20 protein-coding genes are annotated in these 16609 nt (G+C 31.3%); 9 read left to right on the top strand and 11 right to left on the bottom strand.

From position 1 onward, the window contains the following. Window positions 1-12: 12 nt before the first annotated feature. From porD to FUA22_RS05775, 6 genes are all read right to left on the bottom strand, one after another. On the bottom strand, window positions 13-900 hold the full coding sequence (porD, locus tag FUA22_RS05800; protein WP_147766956.1) for a type IX secretion system protein PorD: 888 nt from the start codon (window positions 898-900) through the stop codon (window positions 13-15). Continuing rightward, the gene (gene coaBC, locus FUA22_RS05795) at window positions 893-2104 is read right to left on the bottom strand and encodes a bifunctional phosphopantothenoylcysteine decarboxylase/phosphopantothenate--cysteine ligase CoaBC (protein ID WP_147766955.1); all 1212 of its coding nucleotides are present in this window, start codon (window positions 2102-2104) and stop codon (window positions 893-895) included. The genes porD and coaBC overlap by 8 nt, the downstream gene beginning before the upstream one ends. A 159-nt stretch (window positions 2105-2263) precedes the next feature. Then, on the bottom strand, window positions 2264-2593 hold the full coding sequence (locus FUA22_RS05790; RefSeq protein ID WP_147766954.1) for a DNA-directed RNA polymerase subunit omega: 330 nt from the start codon (window positions 2591-2593) through the stop codon (window positions 2264-2266). A gap of 11 nt (window positions 2594-2604) precedes the next feature. Beyond that, complete coding sequence (locus FUA22_RS05785) at window positions 2605-3459, bottom strand: outer membrane protein assembly factor BamD (RefSeq protein WP_147766953.1); 855 nt, start codon at window positions 3457-3459, stop codon at window positions 2605-2607. Between the two features lie 184 nt (window positions 3460-3643). Next, a complete protein-coding gene (dapA, locus tag FUA22_RS05780) occupies window positions 3644-4516 on the bottom strand; it encodes a 4-hydroxy-tetrahydrodipicolinate synthase (protein ID WP_147766952.1) in 873 nt (290 codons plus the stop codon). Next, on the bottom strand, window positions 4509-5036 hold the full coding sequence (locus FUA22_RS05775; RefSeq protein WP_147766951.1) for a DUF6913 domain-containing protein: 528 nt from the start codon (window positions 5034-5036) through the stop codon (window positions 4509-4511). The genes dapA and FUA22_RS05775 overlap by 8 nt, the downstream gene beginning before the upstream one ends. A 98-nt stretch (window positions 5037-5134) precedes the next feature. Between FUA22_RS05775 and FUA22_RS05770 the strand changes: the two genes are divergently transcribed. The 3 genes from FUA22_RS05770 to FUA22_RS05760 are packed head-to-tail and all read left to right on the top strand — an operon-like array spanning window position 5135 to window position 7208. Continuing rightward, window positions 5135-5851 carry a 5'-nucleotidase C-terminal domain-containing protein gene (locus FUA22_RS05770; RefSeq protein ID WP_241664762.1) on the top strand — a complete coding sequence of 239 codons (717 nt, stop codon included), beginning with the start codon at window positions 5135-5137 and terminating at the stop codon, window positions 5849-5851. A gap of 6 nt (window positions 5852-5857) precedes the next feature. Further along, window positions 5858-6775: a bifunctional metallophosphatase/5'-nucleotidase gene (locus FUA22_RS05765; protein ID WP_147766949.1), complete on the top strand. Its 918-nt coding sequence runs from the start codon at window positions 5858-5860 to the stop codon at window positions 6773-6775. Window positions 6776-6827: 52 nt separating this feature from the next. Continuing rightward, window positions 6828-7208 (top strand): DoxX family membrane protein, encoded by a 381-nt coding sequence (locus FUA22_RS05760; RefSeq protein ID WP_147766948.1) that lies wholly within the window; start codon window positions 6828-6830, stop codon window positions 7206-7208. 14 nt (window positions 7209-7222) lie between these two features. Here FUA22_RS05760 and FUA22_RS05755 read toward each other — a convergent pair whose 3' ends face one another. The 4 genes from FUA22_RS05755 to FUA22_RS05740 all read right to left on the bottom strand — a co-directional run bounded on the left by FUA22_RS05755 (window position 7223) and on the right by FUA22_RS05740 (window position 11402). Beyond that, window positions 7223-7963, bottom strand: coding sequence for a hypothetical protein (locus FUA22_RS05755; protein ID WP_147766947.1), 741 nt, complete (start codon window positions 7961-7963; stop codon window positions 7223-7225). An 85-nt stretch (window positions 7964-8048) separates the two neighbouring features. Beyond that, window positions 8049-10046 (bottom strand): NAD-dependent DNA ligase LigA, encoded by a 1998-nt coding sequence (gene ligA, locus FUA22_RS05750; RefSeq protein WP_147766946.1) that lies wholly within the window; start codon window positions 10044-10046, stop codon window positions 8049-8051. After that, window positions 10039-10914 (bottom strand): peptide chain release factor N(5)-glutamine methyltransferase, encoded by an 876-nt coding sequence (gene prmC, locus FUA22_RS05745; RefSeq protein WP_147766945.1) that lies wholly within the window; start codon window positions 10912-10914, stop codon window positions 10039-10041. Before prmC ends, ligA begins: the two co-directional genes overlap by 8 nt. Continuing rightward, the gene (locus FUA22_RS05740; RefSeq protein WP_147766944.1) at window positions 10911-11402 is read right to left on the bottom strand and encodes a GNAT family N-acetyltransferase; all 492 of its coding nucleotides are present in this window, start codon (window positions 11400-11402) and stop codon (window positions 10911-10913) included. Before FUA22_RS05740 ends, prmC begins: the two co-directional genes overlap by 4 nt. A 46-nt stretch (window positions 11403-11448) precedes the next feature. Between FUA22_RS05740 and FUA22_RS05735 the strand changes: the two genes are divergently transcribed. The 4 genes from FUA22_RS05735 to FUA22_RS05720 are packed head-to-tail and all read left to right on the top strand — an operon-like array spanning window position 11449 to window position 14131. Continuing rightward, window positions 11449-11910, top strand: coding sequence for an LEA type 2 family protein (locus FUA22_RS05735; RefSeq protein WP_147766943.1), 462 nt, complete (start codon window positions 11449-11451; stop codon window positions 11908-11910). 4 nt (window positions 11911-11914) lie between these two features. Further along, a complete protein-coding gene (gene ribD, locus FUA22_RS05730; protein ID WP_147766942.1) occupies window positions 11915-12919 on the top strand; it encodes a bifunctional diaminohydroxyphosphoribosylaminopyrimidine deaminase/5-amino-6-(5-phosphoribosylamino)uracil reductase RibD in 1005 nt (334 codons plus the stop codon). Then, window positions 12912-13526: an HAD family hydrolase gene (locus FUA22_RS05725; RefSeq protein WP_147766941.1), complete on the top strand. Its 615-nt coding sequence runs from the start codon at window positions 12912-12914 to the stop codon at window positions 13524-13526. The genes ribD and FUA22_RS05725 overlap by 8 nt, the downstream gene beginning before the upstream one ends. Then, window positions 13523-14131: an IMPACT family protein gene (locus FUA22_RS05720; RefSeq protein ID WP_147766940.1), complete on the top strand. Its 609-nt coding sequence runs from the start codon at window positions 13523-13525 to the stop codon at window positions 14129-14131. Before FUA22_RS05725 ends, FUA22_RS05720 begins: the two co-directional genes overlap by 4 nt. Here the strand turns inward: FUA22_RS05720 and FUA22_RS05715 are convergent. Beyond that, window positions 14128-14532: an acyl-CoA thioesterase gene (locus FUA22_RS05715; RefSeq protein ID WP_147766939.1), complete on the bottom strand. Its 405-nt coding sequence runs from the start codon at window positions 14530-14532 to the stop codon at window positions 14128-14130. The genes FUA22_RS05720 and FUA22_RS05715 overlap by 4 nt on opposite strands. Before the next feature lie 186 nt (window positions 14533-14718). Here FUA22_RS05715 and dnaA point away from each other — a divergent pair, with 186 nt between their 5' ends. Next, the gene (dnaA, locus tag FUA22_RS05710; protein WP_147766938.1) at window positions 14719-16146 is read left to right on the top strand and encodes a chromosomal replication initiator protein DnaA; all 1428 of its coding nucleotides are present in this window, start codon (window positions 14719-14721) and stop codon (window positions 16144-16146) included. 12 nt (window positions 16147-16158) lie between these two features. Further along, window positions 16159-16608 carry a low molecular weight protein-tyrosine-phosphatase gene (locus FUA22_RS05705; protein WP_241664761.1) on the top strand — a complete coding sequence of 150 codons (450 nt, stop codon included), beginning with the start codon at window positions 16159-16161 and terminating at the stop codon, window positions 16606-16608. The last annotated feature ends 1 nt before the right edge of the window (window position 16609 follow it).

The raw sequence follows: 16609 nt of genomic DNA, 5'->3' as shown, positions 1-16609 counted from the left end.
TCTTTTTAATATTTAAAACTTAATATTTTGCCATTTGCTACTATGCATTGGCGCTACTTTTTGAAGTATTTCCTTTAGACTAGCAATGTTTACGTTTGGACCTCCACTAAAAATTTGAGCAATCTCATCAGCCTTCGCATCAAAAAAAGTGCGTTGTAAAAAAGAATTAGGTCTTCTACTATTCATTGCCTGAAACTGTTTTAACGCTATGGCAATTTTTTCTTTGCCTGCTTTAGTGTTCTCACTCATAACATCTAATCCTTGTCTGTGATAATCACTTATAATTTGTCGATATTCTTTAAAAGTAGGAGACATTACATTATCTATGAGTGCAAACCTACTTTGCAAACCATCTTCTAACTTCCAACCTTTAAAATTACCTTGTTGAGAATAATTAGTAATGGTTTGAGCTTGTTTAAAATAAGTATCACCTCCTTTTGCAGCAAATGAATCAGCATCTAAAGCCAAAATCATATAAACATGAAAGGCCAATACTGATATCAAATTAGACTCAAATTGCGATGAATTATAAATCAAATTCTGAAATTCTAAATACCTAAAGCTAAAATCCTTATCGTTAAAATTGTAAATAGGTGTACTATATGAAGATCCAAAAACAGGTCTAGACGATTGAACTTGCAATGACGCTTGAAAAGCATCACCGCTGTAGTTAGTAATATTAATAACCATATTACAATCTATGCGTTCTTGAGGCTTAAGTATTTGGTCTGTCCACTTTGTATTGTTGATAAATTCGGTTAATTGCTTTTCTAAAGTTTTAAATATTGGAAAATTTTCATTTCCTGTTTGTCTTGCATTTACAACCAAATTACAATTCAACTCTTGTGAAAAACCTGAGAAAGCAATAAAAAAAGTTAAAACAATTAGAATATTACGCATGTATTTGTTCAATAATTTTATTTAATAAATCTTTAGCAACCTCTGCTTTTGATTTCAATTCAAATTCTGTGATTTCTTCTTTTCTATCAATAAAAGTTACTTTATTTGTATCTCCTTTAAAGCCAGCACCTTTATCATTTAACGAATTTAAAACAATTAAATTTAAATTCTTTCTTTTTAATTTGTCTTTTGCGTTTTCTAATTCATTATTAGTTTCTAATGCAAACCCTACCAAAAACTGATGTTTTTTTACAGCTCCCAAAGATGCCAAAATATCCTTGGTTTTTACCATCTCTAAAGTTAACGCTGAATCTTTCTTTTTTATTTTCTTAGAAGCCACTTCTTTAGGTCGGTAATCAGCTACTGCTGCCGAAAGAATAGCAACATCAAATTCTTGGAAATATTTATGAGCTTCAACATACATATCTTCAGCACTAATTACAGGAATCACTTGCACCAAACTATTTGATATTTTTTGATGGGTTGGTCCAGTTACCAAAATAACATAAGCTCCCAAATTAGCAGCAGCTTTGGCTATTTCAAATCCCATCTTACCACTGGAATGATTTCCTATAAAACGAACTGGATCTATGGCTTCATAAGTTGGGCCCGCAGTAATTAATACTTTTTTACCTTTTAATGGTAGCGATTCCATAATATCATTTTCAATAAAAGCAACAATATCTTCTGGTTCTGCCATTCTACCCTCACCTACCAACCCGCTAGCCAACTCACCTCTTGTAGCAGGAATCATAGTATTTCCAAATGACTTTAATTTCTCAAATGATTTTAAAGTTGTTGGATGCTTATACATATCTAAATCCATTGCCGGCGCAAAATACACAGGACACTTAGCAGATAAATATGTTGCCAATAATAAATTATCACAAACACCATTGGCCATTTTAGACAATGTATTTGCCGTTGCAGGAGCAACAACAAACAAGTCTGCCCAAAGCCCCAATTCTACATGATTATTCCATACGGTATTATCATCTTCCTCGTTGGTGAAAGAATAATGAACTGGATTTTTTGAAAGGGTGGATAAGGTTAAAGGTGTTATAAATTCTTTAGAATTTGGAGTCATCACAACTTTTACTTCAGCTCCAGCTTTGATTAATAACCTTACTAATGAAGCTGTTTTATATGCAGAAATACCAGCACTTATGCCCAATAGAATATTTTTGCCGCTTAGAATACTCATAAAAAAATAGCTTTTCAGAAATTTAGTTTAACTCTTTTTATATTTAATTTCACAACTATAACCTTTGTTATGCTCCAAAATTTGTGATTCAAAAAAGAAAATTAAATGTACTAAATTCTCCTGAAAAGCTACTTGCTTTTAAGTTTTTACTTTAAGAAATTATTCCTGAGAATCTTCCTCGGTATTTCTGAAGTAAATTTTATCTGTTAACCACTCTTGAACAGCTAAAGCATGAGGTTTAGGTAATTTTTCATAAAATTTAGAAACCTCAATTTGTTCTTTATTTTCAAAGATTTCTTCTAAGCTATCGTTATAAGTAGCAAACTCTTCTAACTTATCAATAAGCTCTTTTTTAATCTCTGTGTTAATTTGCTCCGCTCTTCTAGAAATAATAGAAATTGACTCATAGATATTCTCTGTTGGCTCATCTATTTGATTTCTATCATAAGTTACTGTATTAACAGGAGCATTGATTTTCTTTAAATCCATTGTGAATATATTTAACTTTTTGTGCTATATTTTTTTAATTCTTCTTCTAAAACTCTATTCATTTCATTTACCTGTTCAATGTATTTAGAATTTGCAAAAGTTTTTAAAAATGAACTACTGTATTCTTTTGTTGCTTCTATACGTTCTTTTCGAATATGAACAATACCTTCTGCTCTAGAACGTTTATATTCTATACTATTAACAGCTTGTTTGTAAGCAGCATCTAATCTTTGAAACAAAGCATCTTCTCTTAAACTAGAACCAGGGAAATCATAAAGAAAATTATCAAAAGACTTTATTGCCGCCGTATAATCCCTCGTAAACCCAGGCGCTATATCACTATATTGTTTTGCTATACTAAAGGCTTTCTTTTCTAATTTGAAATCCAATTCTTGAACCAATTTATTGGCCTCTGGTAAATATTCCGACTCAGGGAATTGATTGATAAATCCTTGAATTTTCTCAATGGCTTCCTTTGTTTCCTTCTGATCTTTTGAATAAACAGGAGAAAGCATATAGTAGCTCTTAGCACTTAAAAAAGAGGCCTCTTCCAACTTTTCACTTTTTGGATAACTCGTTGCAAATTGTTCAAATCTATAAGATGAAATATAGTAATCTTTCATCTTATAAAATGTTTGGGCATATAAATACATAAGCTTTTGAGCCTGTGGCTTACCTCTATATTCTGGAACTATCTGCCCAAGAATTCTGTTTGCCTTGGCCCACTTACCCGCGTTATAAAGAGAGTCTCCCATTTTAAATTTTTGAGCTGTAGCTCCTTCACCAGAGGCTTTTAAAACCTTTTGATACTCACTACAAGAACTTAAAATGACTAGTGATATTAATATGTATAAATACTTATTCATAGATTTTAAACAGAATGCAAAATTAAGTTATTAATATGGATTTTAAAAATAATATTTTACAGCTAAAATAGCAGCTAAAACTTGGTAATAATAAGGTTTAAGTAATATTTAACTTTTTGAATAATCAAAATAGAAAATCCATTCAAAATTATTAATTACGGTATTAAAATTGCAACTAACAAAACTAACTTAAATATGCTTTAATTTTCTCTTTTAATCCGTCTGTAGCAGGAACAACTGGTAACCTTACAGTGTCATCGCATAAACCTAAAGCTTCAAAAACAGCTTTAATACCCGCCGGATTATTTTCTTCAAAAATGTATCCAATAACATCCATTAATTTAAAGTGAAGTTTGTAAGCCTCTTTTGTATTTCCCTTTAAACCAAGACGAATCATTTCAGAAAAATCTTTAGGAAATGCTTGCCCTATTACCGAAATAACACCTGCTCCACCAGCCAGTACAGTGCCTAATGCTAAATCATCGTCACCAGAAATCACTAAAAAATCTTCCGGCCTATTTTTTAGCAATTCTAAATACTGTGACATGTTATTACCAGCCTCTTTAACTGCGATAACATTATCAAAATCATTAGCAAGTCTTAAGGTAGTTGATGGCTCCATGTTTTTAGATGTTCTACCAGGAACATTGTATAAAATAATATCAACCGGTGACGCTTCAGAAATTGCCTTAAAGTGCTGGTACAAACCTTCTTGAGTTGGCTTGTTATAATATGGCGATACAGATAAAATTGCATCAATACCACTTAAATCTGTAGATTTAATTTCATCAACAACTTGGGCTGTATTATTACCTCCAATTCCTAAAACCAAAGGTAAACGTCCGTTATTAGTTTCAGAAATAGTTTTTATTACATCTTTCTTTTCTTGCTTAGTTAGTGTAACACTTTCTCCAGTTGTTCCACAAATTACAAGATATTCTGTGCCGTTTTTAATATTAAAATTCACAATATTTGCCAGTGCCTCATGATTTACACTTAAATCTGAATTAAACGGTGTAACCAATGCAACTCCAGTTCCTAAAAACTTACTATTCATTTTTAATTTTATTTAAAATAGTTAAGTACCTAAAAATTTCACTTTTAAATACCTTAAATTCATTTATTTCAGTTTTAATAATTAAATCATTTAAACGCTCGTCTGTTTGAAGAATCCCAACTTTAAATTTAGCTTTTGAAGAAGCCGTCATCATTTTTAATTCTAGTGTATTATGTTTATAATAACTCACTAAAACGTCAAAATTATAATCTAGAAAAGATTTTAATCCAGTATTCTTAACCGTTCCGTTCCATCCAAAATCTTCTGCATGGAAGCACTCTTCCCAAGCATTTACATGATCATTTTTATTTACCGAAAAAGCTATGATTTTCAACTTATTTGGACGCACTTTTATAAAATTTGCAAGTTTCCTAAACAATTCAAAATCATCAATTTCATCAATATTCAAGATAACACCTAAACTTTCTATTTTGTTTTCAGTAACCTCTACATGTCGTTCTGATAACAATTTGTTCAAGTACTTTTTATTAGATTTTTCCTTAAAACCCTTTAAAAACATTTATCTTTATACTTTGCGCAAAGGTAGCAAAACTACATTCAAATTTTTGATTTAATATAATGAGGTTAACACATTTATTTTTTTTGTTAATTTTTTTAATGTTTTCAAGCTGCAAAGAACAAAAACCTCAGTTAATAAAAATTGAAGGGCAACAAATTCAAATTACCGACTCCATTTCTTTCAATGAAGAAATTGAATCCTTCATAAAACCTTTTAGAGAACATATTGACAGTGATTTAGATAGCGTTTTAGCATATTCTCCTGATACCTACACGAAAGATGATACCGAATTAAATACAGCTATTGGTAATTTAATGGTGGGTATTATGTTTTCTGAAGGAAATCCAGTTTTCAGAAAAAGAACAGAAGCGAATATTGACATTGTGGTTTTAAACCGTGGAGGCATTAGGGCGGCCATTCCTAAAGGCTCTATAACCGAAAGAACCGCTTACAAAGTTATGCCTTTTGAGAATAAAATAGTGGTAGCTGGTCTTAAAGGTGATAAGATTTATGATATTGTTGAATACTTAGTTACCAGAAAGCAGGCACATCCTATTTTAGGTCTTAAAATTATACTTGACAAAGGATACAATCTAATTGAGTCCTCAATTAACGGAGAACAGATTGATAAAAACAAGACCTATTATGTTGCCACAAGTGACTACCTATATAATGGCGGAGACAACATGACTTTCTTTAAACCAAACGAAAGCTATGAGAATTTAGATTACAAAATAAGAAATGCCATGATTGATTACTTAAAAAAGGTTGACACCATTAACCCTAAAAGAGACGACAGGTTTATAAGAAAGTAGGCAGAAATGAAAAGAAGAGATTTTATACAACAACTATCTGCCGGAAGTGCTTTAACTATAGGAGGTTTGGGGTTGCAATCTTTTGTACAAGATCCTAAAACCACCAAAATCACTATCCTTCACACTAATGATGTGCATAGTCATATTGATCCGTTTGATCCAAATGATGGGAAAAATGCTAATCAAGGTGGTGTGGCTAGACGCGCTAACTTAATAGAATCTATTAGAAAAGAAAACCCTAATACACTTTTATTAGATGCGGGTGATATCTTTCAAGGCACTCCGTATTTTAATTATTATGGTGGCGAATTGGAATTTAAGTTAATGAGCATGCTAAAATATGATTTGGCCACCATTGGGAATCACGATTTTGACAACAGTATTGAAGGTTTATACACCCAGCTACCTCATGCAAAATTTGAGTTTGTTTCTGCCAACTATGACTTTAGTAATACCATTATGAACACGCATGTTAAACCCTATAAAGTTTTTAAAAGAGGCGGTATTAAAATTGGTGTTTTTGGATTAGGAGTTAAACTGCAAGGTTTGGTGGATAAATCATTGTTTAAAGAAACTAAATATCTTGACCCTATTGAAATTTCTCAAGATATGAGCCGTATTCTTAAGACTGAAGAAAAGTGTGATTTAATTATTTGCTTGTCTCATTTGGGCTATTTTTACAAAAATACTCCAAATAAAATAAGCGATTTAAATCTGGCAGCTGCAACTAAAAACATTGATCTTATTATTGGGGGGCACACACATACGTTCTTAGAAAAACCTACAATAGTAAAAAATAGCAATGATGAAAATATGCTGGTTAACCAAGTGGGTGCTTATGGTATTAACTTGGGTCGCATTGATTTTTATTTTGATAGGGATAAGAATAAATCTACAAATGGCACATCAATAATAGTTCAATAACCACAGTAAGTTTTTGTTTCTACCTCGTCTAATATTGCAAAATATTATAAAGATGAAAAAGTATACTCCTTTTGCATTAAGGCTTATTGTTGCCATTATTTTAATTCAAACATTACGCTTTAAATTCACAGCTCACCCAGACAGCGTTTATATTTTTACGCAAGTTGGACTGGAACCTTTTGGAAGAATTAGTATTGGTGTACTAGAACTTATTGCAGGTATTTTACTTCTAATCCCTAAGGGTGTTTGGGTAGGAGCTACGCTTGCCTTAGGTATTCTTGGAGGAGCCATTTTAATGCACTTAACCAAACTAGGAATTGAAATTAACAATGACGAAGGAGCTTTATTTATTACTGCGGTAGTTACATTTACATTATCAGCAATAATTCTTTTTCTATATAAAAAAGACATTCCGTTTTTAAAACTTAATTAAAGTAATGCATTACATTATTCCATAACTACATGGGCCTCTTCACCTCCCCTGACATCTGATAAATTTGTTTGTATACAGAAAAAATAAAAGGCTGATAAGGTTAATGTTGTTGAGAAAATATTAAGTAGACATTTTGGAGTTTTGTATATGTATGCAATATCAATCACTTCAGAAAAAACGATACATAAGGCACCTAAAAATAGCAGTAAAGTTTTTTTATTATCACGATAAAAGTAATTAAGTAATGCTCCTGAAAGTAATAGCAACATAATTATATTATAGACCATTTCCAGATAATACTCTCCAGACATACTTGAATCTGAGTCAACCATTTCTTGTAAAACAAATATCAACCATATATTAAGGCCTGTTAAAACAATCAGGTGAATTTTGAAATTTCTTAAAATATGGAACACATTTAAAGCTTTACATATCTCTATAAAAAGAAAACCATAAGCCATTATATACATGGAATTTCCTATAAAATAATCTAAATCGAAAAGAAATTGATACGATTCATTATATGGAATAAAATTCACAATTAAACCTATTAAATCAGAACCAGCATAGCATATTAGAAAAAGCGAAAAGAACAAAGTCTTCTTTTCAAATAAAACAAAATAAAATAGCGTTATTAATGGTAAAATTAATGAATCTAGTGTAAAAGCAACAGTTTCATAACCAATAAGCCCAAAGGTAACAAATAGGACATAAATAGTTAAAACTAAACTCACCAAGACTTTCGACTTGAACATTATAATAGATTTGGTTACAGGACAAATATAAAAAATATTTACAATTAAACGATAAAAAAATGCTTTTTATCGGTTTTTTTTGAAATTATTTTATTTTTTGTAAGAAATCATACTCATTAATCATATCTATATCAAGCTTTTCTGCCTTTTCTTTTTTACTTGGTCCCATCTTATCCCCAGCAACTATAAAACTAGTCTTAGATGAAATAGAACTACTTACCTTTCCGCCATTGTCTTCTATTAGCTTTTTTAAGTCATTTCTTGAAATAGATTCGAACACTCCAGACACCACAATAGAATGTCCTTCTAATATATTTGTTTGACCTATAAGTTGCTCTGCAGACATTTCTAACTGAACTCCAAACTGCTTTAATCTATCAACTATATTGTTATTTTCCTCAGAGCCAAAAAACTCTACAACACTCTCTGCTATTTTAATCCCTATTTCATCAACATTTACCAATTCTTCTTCCGAAGCATTTATAATAGCATCTATACTTTTAAAATGCTTAGCTAGTTTTTTAGCAACAGTCTCACCAACATATCTAATACCTAAAGCATACAAAACTCGCTCAAATGGAATATTAACTGACTGCGCAATACCTTCAATTAAATTATCAGCACTCTTTTCTGCCATTCGATCTAAAGGAATAACTTGTTCCTTGGTTAACTCATATAAGTCTGAATAATTATTTATAAGACCAGCGTTGACCAATAAAGCTACAGTTTCCCCACCTAAGCCTTCAATATCCATAGCTTTTCGGGAAATGTAATGTTGAATCCGTCCAATAATCTGTGGGTTACAACCATTATAATTTGGGCAATAGTGCTGCGCCTCTCCTTCTTTTCTTATTAATTCGGTTTCACATTCTGGACAGTTGTTGATATATTCTGTTCGTTTGGATGTTTTAGGGCGTTTACTTAAATCAACACCCAAAATTTTAGGGATAATTTCTCCTCCCTTTTCTACATAAACCTCATCTCCTACCCTAATATCCAGTTTTTCAATTTGATCTGCATTATGTAAAGAAGCCCTCTTAACTGTTGTTCCAGCCAACTCAACAGGTTCTAAATTAGCAACCGGAGTTATCGCACCAGTTCTACCTACTTGATATGTAATGCTATTTAATCTGGTTGACACCTGTTCTGCTTTAAACTTGTAAGCCATAGCCCAACGTGGTGCCTTGGCTGTATAACCCAATTCTTCTTGCTGTTGCAAATTGTTTACCTTGATAACCACACCATCGGTTTCATATGGTAAATTATGACGATGTATATCCCAATACTCCACAAATTCTAATACTTCATCAATAGAATTAGCCAATTTTGCAGCATCAGGTACCTTGAACCCCCATGCTCTTGCTTTATCTAAATTTTCAAATTGCGTTGTGATACCTAGATTAACACCTTGTAAACTATAAAGCAAACATTCCAATGGTCTTTTTGCAACCTCAGCACTATCTTGAAGCTTTAAACTCCCTGACGCGGTATTTCTGGGATTTCTATAAGGTTCCTCTCCATTGGCAATACGCTCTTCATTCATTTTATTAAAACCTTCAAAAGGCAATACAATTTCTCCTCTTATTTCAAACTTTGATGGATAATCACCTTTTAATTGAAGTGGCACCGATTTAATAGTCTTCACGTTAGCAGTAACATTATCACCTTGAAAACCATCTCCTCTTGTTACAGCTCTAGCCAATAAACCATTTTCATAAATTAAACTCATGGAAGCTCCATCATATTTTAACTCACAAGTATATTGAATATCGCCATCCACCATCTTTTTAATGCGAGTTTCCCAATCTTCCAAATCTTCTTTAGAATATGAGTTGTCTAAAGAATACATTCTATTTTCATGAACAATAGTTTCGAAATTTTTTGTTACCTCTCCACCTACACGCTGCGTTGGCGAATTAGCATCAAAAAACTCAGGATGCCCATCTTCCAATTGCTGTAATTCTTTAAGTTTAATATCAAACTCATAATCAGAAATAGTAGGATTATCCAGAACATAATAATTATAATTATGCTCTCTAAGTTCATCTCTTAATTGGTTTATTTTTTGTTGAATGTTACTCATTAATATTAACAGCTTTAATCATTCTATCTTTTTCAAAGATATCCTGTTTTAATTCTATATTTTTAAAATTATAATTTTTCAATAACTCTTCCATATCATTTCCTAAATACTCATTTATTTCGAAAAACAATCTACCTTCCTCCTTCAAATTAGACTTTGAAAATTCACAAATAGCTTTGTAAAACAATAAAGGGTTATCATCATCAACAAAAAGTGCTAAATGAGGTTCATTATTCAATACATTTTGCTTCATCAATTCTTTTTCCTTCACTCTTACATATGGCGGATTGGAAACGATAACATCAAACTTTTGAGATGCTGAAACAAGTTCAGCATGACGAGGATTTAGAATATTGTGTTCTATAAATTCAATTTCAACATTATTTAATTCAGCATTCATTATGGCTACTTTTAAAGCCTTCTTACTAACATCAAGCGCATAAACTTTGGCATTTGGTAATTGTTTTGCCAGCGAAATAGCAATACAACCGCTGCCAGTTCCAATGTCTAAAACACTTAACTCACTAGATTCTTCACTTCGTTCAGAATGACAATTTAAAATCCAATCTACAAGTTCTTCAGTTTCAGGTCTTGGAATCAAGACATCATCATTCACCTTAAACTGTAACCCATAAAACTCTGTTTCACCTAAAATATATTGAATAGGTTTTTCTTCCTTCAACTGACTCAAGGCACCCAGTATAAAATGGGGTTTTTCTAAAACAATATCTGGATCCAAAGCCAATTTCAGTCTGGAAACATCAAAATAAGACTCCGTTAACATAAAAAAGAAATTATCTATTTCTTCTTTTGCATAAATTGAATCTAATTCATTGTGAAAGTCGTTCTGAATATCCTGTAGTCTCATAAATCCTTTATCATCCAAACACCGCAGCTATAATGCCCTGTATTTCCTAAAGCTGCGTCTAAATGTTTAAAACCGTAGCTTTCATAAATATGAATGGCAGCTTTTAACTGAGGAGCCGATTCTAAATAACATTTCTTATACCCCAAATCTTTCGCGGCTTTCAAGCATTTTTCAAACATCTTTCTTCCATATCCATTCCCTCTTACTTTAGGTGAAAAATACATTTTTTGTAGCTCGCAAATATTCTCATCAAAGTCTTTAAGTGGTTTTATTCCAGCGCCTCCTAAAATGTCTCCATCATCATCAATAACAAAATAAATATCATCATCATTCTGATAAGATTCATACATTCTGGGAGTTTCCTCATCTTCATAAGCAGTACCAGTTAAAGGTATTTTAAACTCATGAAAACATGCTCTTATAACCTGCTCAACTTGAGCATTGTCTTGAGACCTAATTTCTCGAATAACAATAGTATCTTTACTCACTTAAAATGGTACTTTTATAAAAGTGAATATACTTAAATCTAAAAAAATGAAACTTAAGCCATTCATTATTTTATCAACAATATTATTATTGTTTTACAATTGCAAATTAAAGGAGAAACCTGAGTTTTTAAGTGTTGAAAATATTCAAGTGTTAGAATCTACATCAAAACACGTCACAATTACAGCTGATGCCATTTTTTTAAATCCAAATGATATTGGAGGCGAGTTAAAAACGGATGCCATTAAAGTGTTTGTTAATGATAATGAAATGGCAACTGTATCAACCGAAAGCTTTAAGGTTCCAGCAAAAAAGGAATTTTCTATTCCATTAAAAGCTAATGTCCCTACTGATAGCATTTTAAGCAACAAAAGTATTGGTAGGCTGATTGGAAGTTTATTCAGTAAAAAAATTAAGATTCAATATAAAGGAGACCTTATATATAAGGTGTTTGGATTTTCATACACCTATAATATTGATAAAACCGATAATATAAAAATTAAGCTGTAGCGTTTTGAGCAATCATGAAATCTACATAAAACGATGCATAGAAATTGCTAAAAACGGATTGGGAAAAACTAGCCCCAACCCTATGGTTGGGGCTGTTATAGTATGTAATAACAGTATTATTGGTGAAGGTTTCACAAGTGCTTATGGCGGGAATCATGCCGAAGTAAATGCTATAAATTCTGTTACAGATAAAGAACTTTTAAAAGAAGCAACGCTTTATGTGACCCTTGAGCCCTGTTCTCACTTTGGAAAAACACCTCCTTGTAGTGATTTGATTATTAAAAATGAAATCCCCAACGTTGTTATTGGATGTGTTGATGACAACGAACAGGTTGCAGGTAAAGGCATTAAAAAACTTATTGAGGCCAGAATAAAGGTAACTGTTGGCATATTAGAGAATGAATGCAAACAACATCACAAACGCTTTTTCACATTTCACAACAAAAAAAGACCTTATATCATTCTAAAATGGGCTGAAACCGACAATGGGTTTATTGCTCCCGAAACAAAGAACGAACAGAAACCTGTTTGGATAACTAATAAATACTCTAGACAACTGGTTCATAAATGGCGAACTGAAGAACAAGCTATTCTTGTTGGAACAAACACAGTTTTACAGGACAACCCCAGCTTAACGGTTCGTGATTGGACTGGAAAAAACCCAACTAGAATTGTAATTGACGAAAATAATACGCTTTCTAAGGGTTTTAATATTTTCAATGATGAAGCCGAAACAATTGTAATTTCAAATAAAAATATTGATTTCTCAAAAAATATAGCGCAACAGATTTGTAATGTACTTTTTAAAAATGATATAAACTCTATTATTATTGAAGGCGGCGCAAAAACACTTCAAACATTTATTAATGCCAATCTTTGGGAGGAAGCAAGAGTCTTTACTGGGAACTTAAATTTTAAAAATGGTACCAAAGCCCCTTCTTTTAGAGGTAAAATGATTTTGGAAGAAAATATAAATGGAAATATTCTTAAAACTTACCTGAATGATTAAAACCATTATTTTCGATTTTGGTAATGTTTTTATCAATCTTAATGACGCCTATACGCTTGATTATATCAAGCATTTTGAATCTTCAGAACATTTTGATGACATAATAAAAACTAATATAGCATTTGAAAAAGGGTTAATTTCTACCGAGGTGTTTCTTGACAATTACTCGAGCTATTTCCCCGAACAATCTATAGATGACATTATTTTTAAATGGAATTCAATTCTGGCAGAATTCCCAAAACACAGATTAGCCTTTTTAAAAGAACTTAAAGCATCTTCAAAATATAAACTCATTCTATTAAGTAACACCAATGATTTACATATTAGTTGGATTCAAGAAAACATTCTTTTTTATAATGAATTCAAAGATTGTTTTGATGTGTTTTATCTATCACATGAGATAAATTTAAGAAAACCAGATGCAGATATTTTTAATTTCGTTTTAAACAAAAACAACCTTGTAGCTAACGAATGCTTGTTTGTTGATGACAATTTAGACAATATTAAAACTGCAAAAAATCTAAACTTTATCACCTGGCATATAAACCCTAATACTGATGATGTGAGTAATTTGTTCAATATTAATAACAGCTTAATTAATCCTTGACAGAACAAGACACATATAAAACTATTACAAGCAAAACATTGAACGTTCTATTTAAAGATAAGAACAGTAAATTTTTTGGATATGCCTTTCCAGTTTTAAATGAAAATGACGTAAAAAAACACATTGAAACCTTAAAAAAAGAACATCATTCTGCAAGACATTGGTGTTATGCTTATAAAATAGGTAGAGAAAAGGTGTTTTTTAGAGCCAATGATGATGGCGAACCTAATAATTCTGCAGGAATGCCAATTTATAACCAAATACAATCTTTTGAGGTTACCAATATTTTAATAGTTGTAGTACGTTATTTTGGAGGGGTTAAATTAGGAGTTAGCGGATTGATAAATGCTTATAAGACTACTGCTCAAATGTCTTTAGAAGCTTCTAATATTGTTGAAAAGACAATCAATATTGAATACCTCATCTCTTTTGATTACAAAAACATGAATACAGTAATGCGTATTATAAAAGAGAAAAAACTCAATGTGGTAAATCAAGAACTAGAAATGAATTGTAAAATCACTGTTTCCGTTAGAAAAAAAAATGCGGAAACCGTTTTCAATATTTTCGATAAACTTTACGAAATTAAAATAAAAAAAGTTTAACCTAAACGCTCAATGGCATCCAAAATATATTTTGGCGCTCTAGTTGGTCTATTCGTTTTCATATCAATAAAAACTAAAGTTGTATTTGCAGTGGTTAAAATTTCACCTTTTTCATTAGAGATTTCATAATCAAATTCAATCTTAGCAGTTGGTGTTTTTTTTAGTTGAGTTTTTACATTAATTAGATCATCATAACCAGCTGATTTTTTATAGTTTATATTCAATGAAACCACTGGTAACATAATCCCATTTTCTTCCATAGACTTATAAGAGATTCCTTGCTTTCTTAACCATTCTATTCTTCCCATTTCCAGATATAATGCGTAATTACCATGGTACACCACTCCCATTTGATCAGTTTCGCCATATCTCACCCTTATTTGTATTTCATCGAATTTCATAGTAATTATTAAATATTTTTTTGTAGTTTCGAAAAGCAATTAAACATGAGGAAAAATTTCTAGAAATTCAATAGATTTTCATTTTTTTTTTAAGAATTTTGTTCACATATTTGCCAAAGAGAATGAGGAACGTATGATTTGGGATTCCTCTCTTATAACTAACTAACAAAACCACAAAATTTAACAATGAGTGTAACTGCGCAATCGGTATGGAATAATTGTCTGGAATTTATAAAGGATAATATTCAACCGCAAGCTTATAAAACTTGGTTTGAACCTATTATTGCAGTTAAACTCACAGAAAATGCTTTAAGCATTCAAGTACCAAGTAAATTCTTCTACGAATGGCTTGAAGAGCATTATGTTAAAATTTTAAAAGTTGCCCTTACTAAAGAACTAGGAGAAACTGCCAAATTAGTTTACATTATTAAAATGGAAAACACCTATGGCAACAAACAACCATTTACTGAAAAAATTCCAAGTTCTAATAGAAGCGCTGTAAAATCTCAAGATGTTGATATTCCATTAAATAATAAAAGTCCAGAATTAAGAAATCCTTTTATTATACCTGGTATTAGAAATGTCAAAGTGGAATCTCAACTGAATCCTAATTATAGTTTTGACAACTTTTTAGAAGGAGACTCTAACCGTTTAGGAAGAAGTGCCGGATTAGCGGTTGCAAATAAACCAGGTGGGACATCTTTCAACCCATTATTGGTTTTTGGAGGTGTAGGATTGGGTAAAACACATTTAGCCCATGCTATTGGTGTTGATATAAAAGATAAGTACCCAGAAAAAACAGTTTTATATATTTCTGCTGAAAAATTTACACAACAATATATTGATGCTGTAAAAAAGAACAATAGAAATGATTTTATACATTTTTATCAAATTATAGATGTTCTTATTATTGATGATGTGCAATTCCTTTCTGGTAAATCTGGAACACAAGATGTTTTCTTTCATATATTCAATCATTTGCATCAAAATGGCAAACAAGTTGTTTTAACAAGTGATAAAGCACCGGTTGATATGCAAGATATTGAGCAACGCTTACTATCTCGTTTTAAATGGGGACTTTCTGCTGAATTACAAACTCCAGATTTTGAAACAAGGGTTTCAATATTGAAAAATAAATTATATCGTGATGGTGTTGAGATGCCTGAAGATATCATAGATTATGTTGCAAAAAACATAAAATCGAACGTTAGAGAACTTGAAGGTGCTATTATCTCGCTAATTGCGCAATCTTCTTTCAATAAAAAGGAAATAACAATTGATCTTGCTAGAGTTGTAGTTGAAAAATTTGTTAAAAATACAAAACGGGAGGTTTCAATTGATTATATTCAAAAAGTGGTATCGGATTATTTCCAAATGGATATTGATACACTGCAATCTAAAACTAGAAAACGCCATATTGTTCAAGCACGACAATTAGCTATGTTTTTTGCTAAAAAATTCACGAAAGCCTCTTTAGCAAGTATCGGCTCTCAAATTGGTAAACGTGACCACGCAACAGTATTACATGCTTGTAAAACAGTTGATAATCTTTCTTCAACAGACAAACAATTTAGAAAATACGTTGAAGATATCTCTAAAAAACTTTCTGTATAAAACTTAATTCAGATGATTAAAATACTAATGGTTTGTCTAGGCAATATTTGTCGTTCACCATTAGCTGAGGGCATTTTAAAATCAAAACTCCCTGACTCTTTCTTAGTTGATTCTGCAGGAACAGCCAATTATCACGCTGGAAATCAACCAGACAAACGCTCTATTGCTGTGGCTAGAAAATATGGCTTAGATATATCACATTTAAAAGGACGTCAATTTACAGTTAATGATTTTGACTTATTTGATTTTATCTATGTAATGGACGGATCAAACTATCAAAACGTCAATAAACTGGCTAGAAATCAGAAGGATATTGATAAAGTTGAAATGATTTTAAATCTGGTTTATCCAAATCAAAACTACGACGTACCCGATCCGTATTACGGAGGTGAGCGAGGTTTTGAAAATGTTTACAAAATGCTAGATGAAGCTTGCTCTATTATTGCTGAAAATTTGACTTAAA

It is taken from the genome of Seonamhaeicola maritimus (assembly GCF_008056315.1).
Taxonomy (GTDB): domain Bacteria; phylum Bacteroidota; class Bacteroidia; order Flavobacteriales; family Flavobacteriaceae; genus Seonamhaeicola; species Seonamhaeicola maritimus.
This window is presented reverse-complemented; position numbering and strand designations above follow the sequence as displayed.

Bases quoted from the DNA above. Each gene is read 5' to 3' on its own strand.
- porD (WP_147766956.1), bottom strand. From the start codon at position 900: ATGCGTAATATTCTAATTGTTTTAACTTTTTTTATTGCTTTCTCAGGT.
- coaBC (WP_147766955.1), bottom strand. From the start codon at position 2,104: ATGAGTATTCTAAGCGGCAAAAATATTCTATTGGGCATAAGTGCTGGT.
- FUA22_RS05790 (WP_147766954.1), bottom strand. From the start codon at position 2,593: ATGGATTTAAAGAAAATCAATGCTCCTGTTAATACAGTAACTTATGAT.
- FUA22_RS05785 (WP_147766953.1), bottom strand. From the start codon at position 3,459: ATGAATAAGTATTTATACATATTAATATCACTAGTCATTTTAAGTTCT.
- dapA (WP_147766952.1), bottom strand. From the start codon at position 4,516: ATGAATAGTAAGTTTTTAGGAACTGGAGTTGCATTGGTTACACCGTTT.
- FUA22_RS05775 (WP_147766951.1), bottom strand. From the start codon at position 5,036: ATGTTTTTAAAGGGTTTTAAGGAAAAATCTAATAAAAAGTACTTGAAC.
- FUA22_RS05770 (WP_241664762.1), top strand. From the start codon at position 5,135: ATGTTTTCAAGCTGCAAAGAACAAAAACCTCAGTTAATAAAAATTGAA.
- FUA22_RS05765 (WP_147766949.1), top strand. From the start codon at position 5,858: ATGAAAAGAAGAGATTTTATACAACAACTATCTGCCGGAAGTGCTTTA.
- FUA22_RS05760 (WP_147766948.1), top strand. From the start codon at position 6,828: ATGAAAAAGTATACTCCTTTTGCATTAAGGCTTATTGTTGCCATTATT.
- FUA22_RS05755 (WP_147766947.1), bottom strand. From the start codon at position 7,963: ATGTTCAAGTCGAAAGTCTTGGTGAGTTTAGTTTTAACTATTTATGTC.
- ligA (WP_147766946.1), bottom strand. From the start codon at position 10,046: ATGAGTAACATTCAACAAAAAATAAACCAATTAAGAGATGAACTTAGA.
- prmC (WP_147766945.1), bottom strand. From the start codon at position 10,914: ATGAGACTACAGGATATTCAGAACGACTTTCACAATGAATTAGATTCA.
- FUA22_RS05735 (WP_147766943.1), top strand. From the start codon at position 11,449: ATGAAACTTAAGCCATTCATTATTTTATCAACAATATTATTATTGTTT.
- FUA22_RS05725 (WP_147766941.1), top strand. From the start codon at position 12,912: ATGATTAAAACCATTATTTTCGATTTTGGTAATGTTTTTATCAATCTT.
- FUA22_RS05715 (WP_147766939.1), bottom strand. From the start codon at position 14,532: ATGAAATTCGATGAAATACAAATAAGGGTGAGATATGGCGAAACTGAT.
- dnaA (WP_147766938.1), top strand. From the start codon at position 14,719: ATGAGTGTAACTGCGCAATCGGTATGGAATAATTGTCTGGAATTTATA.
- FUA22_RS05705 (WP_241664761.1), top strand. From the start codon at position 16,159: ATGATTAAAATACTAATGGTTTGTCTAGGCAATATTTGTCGTTCACCA.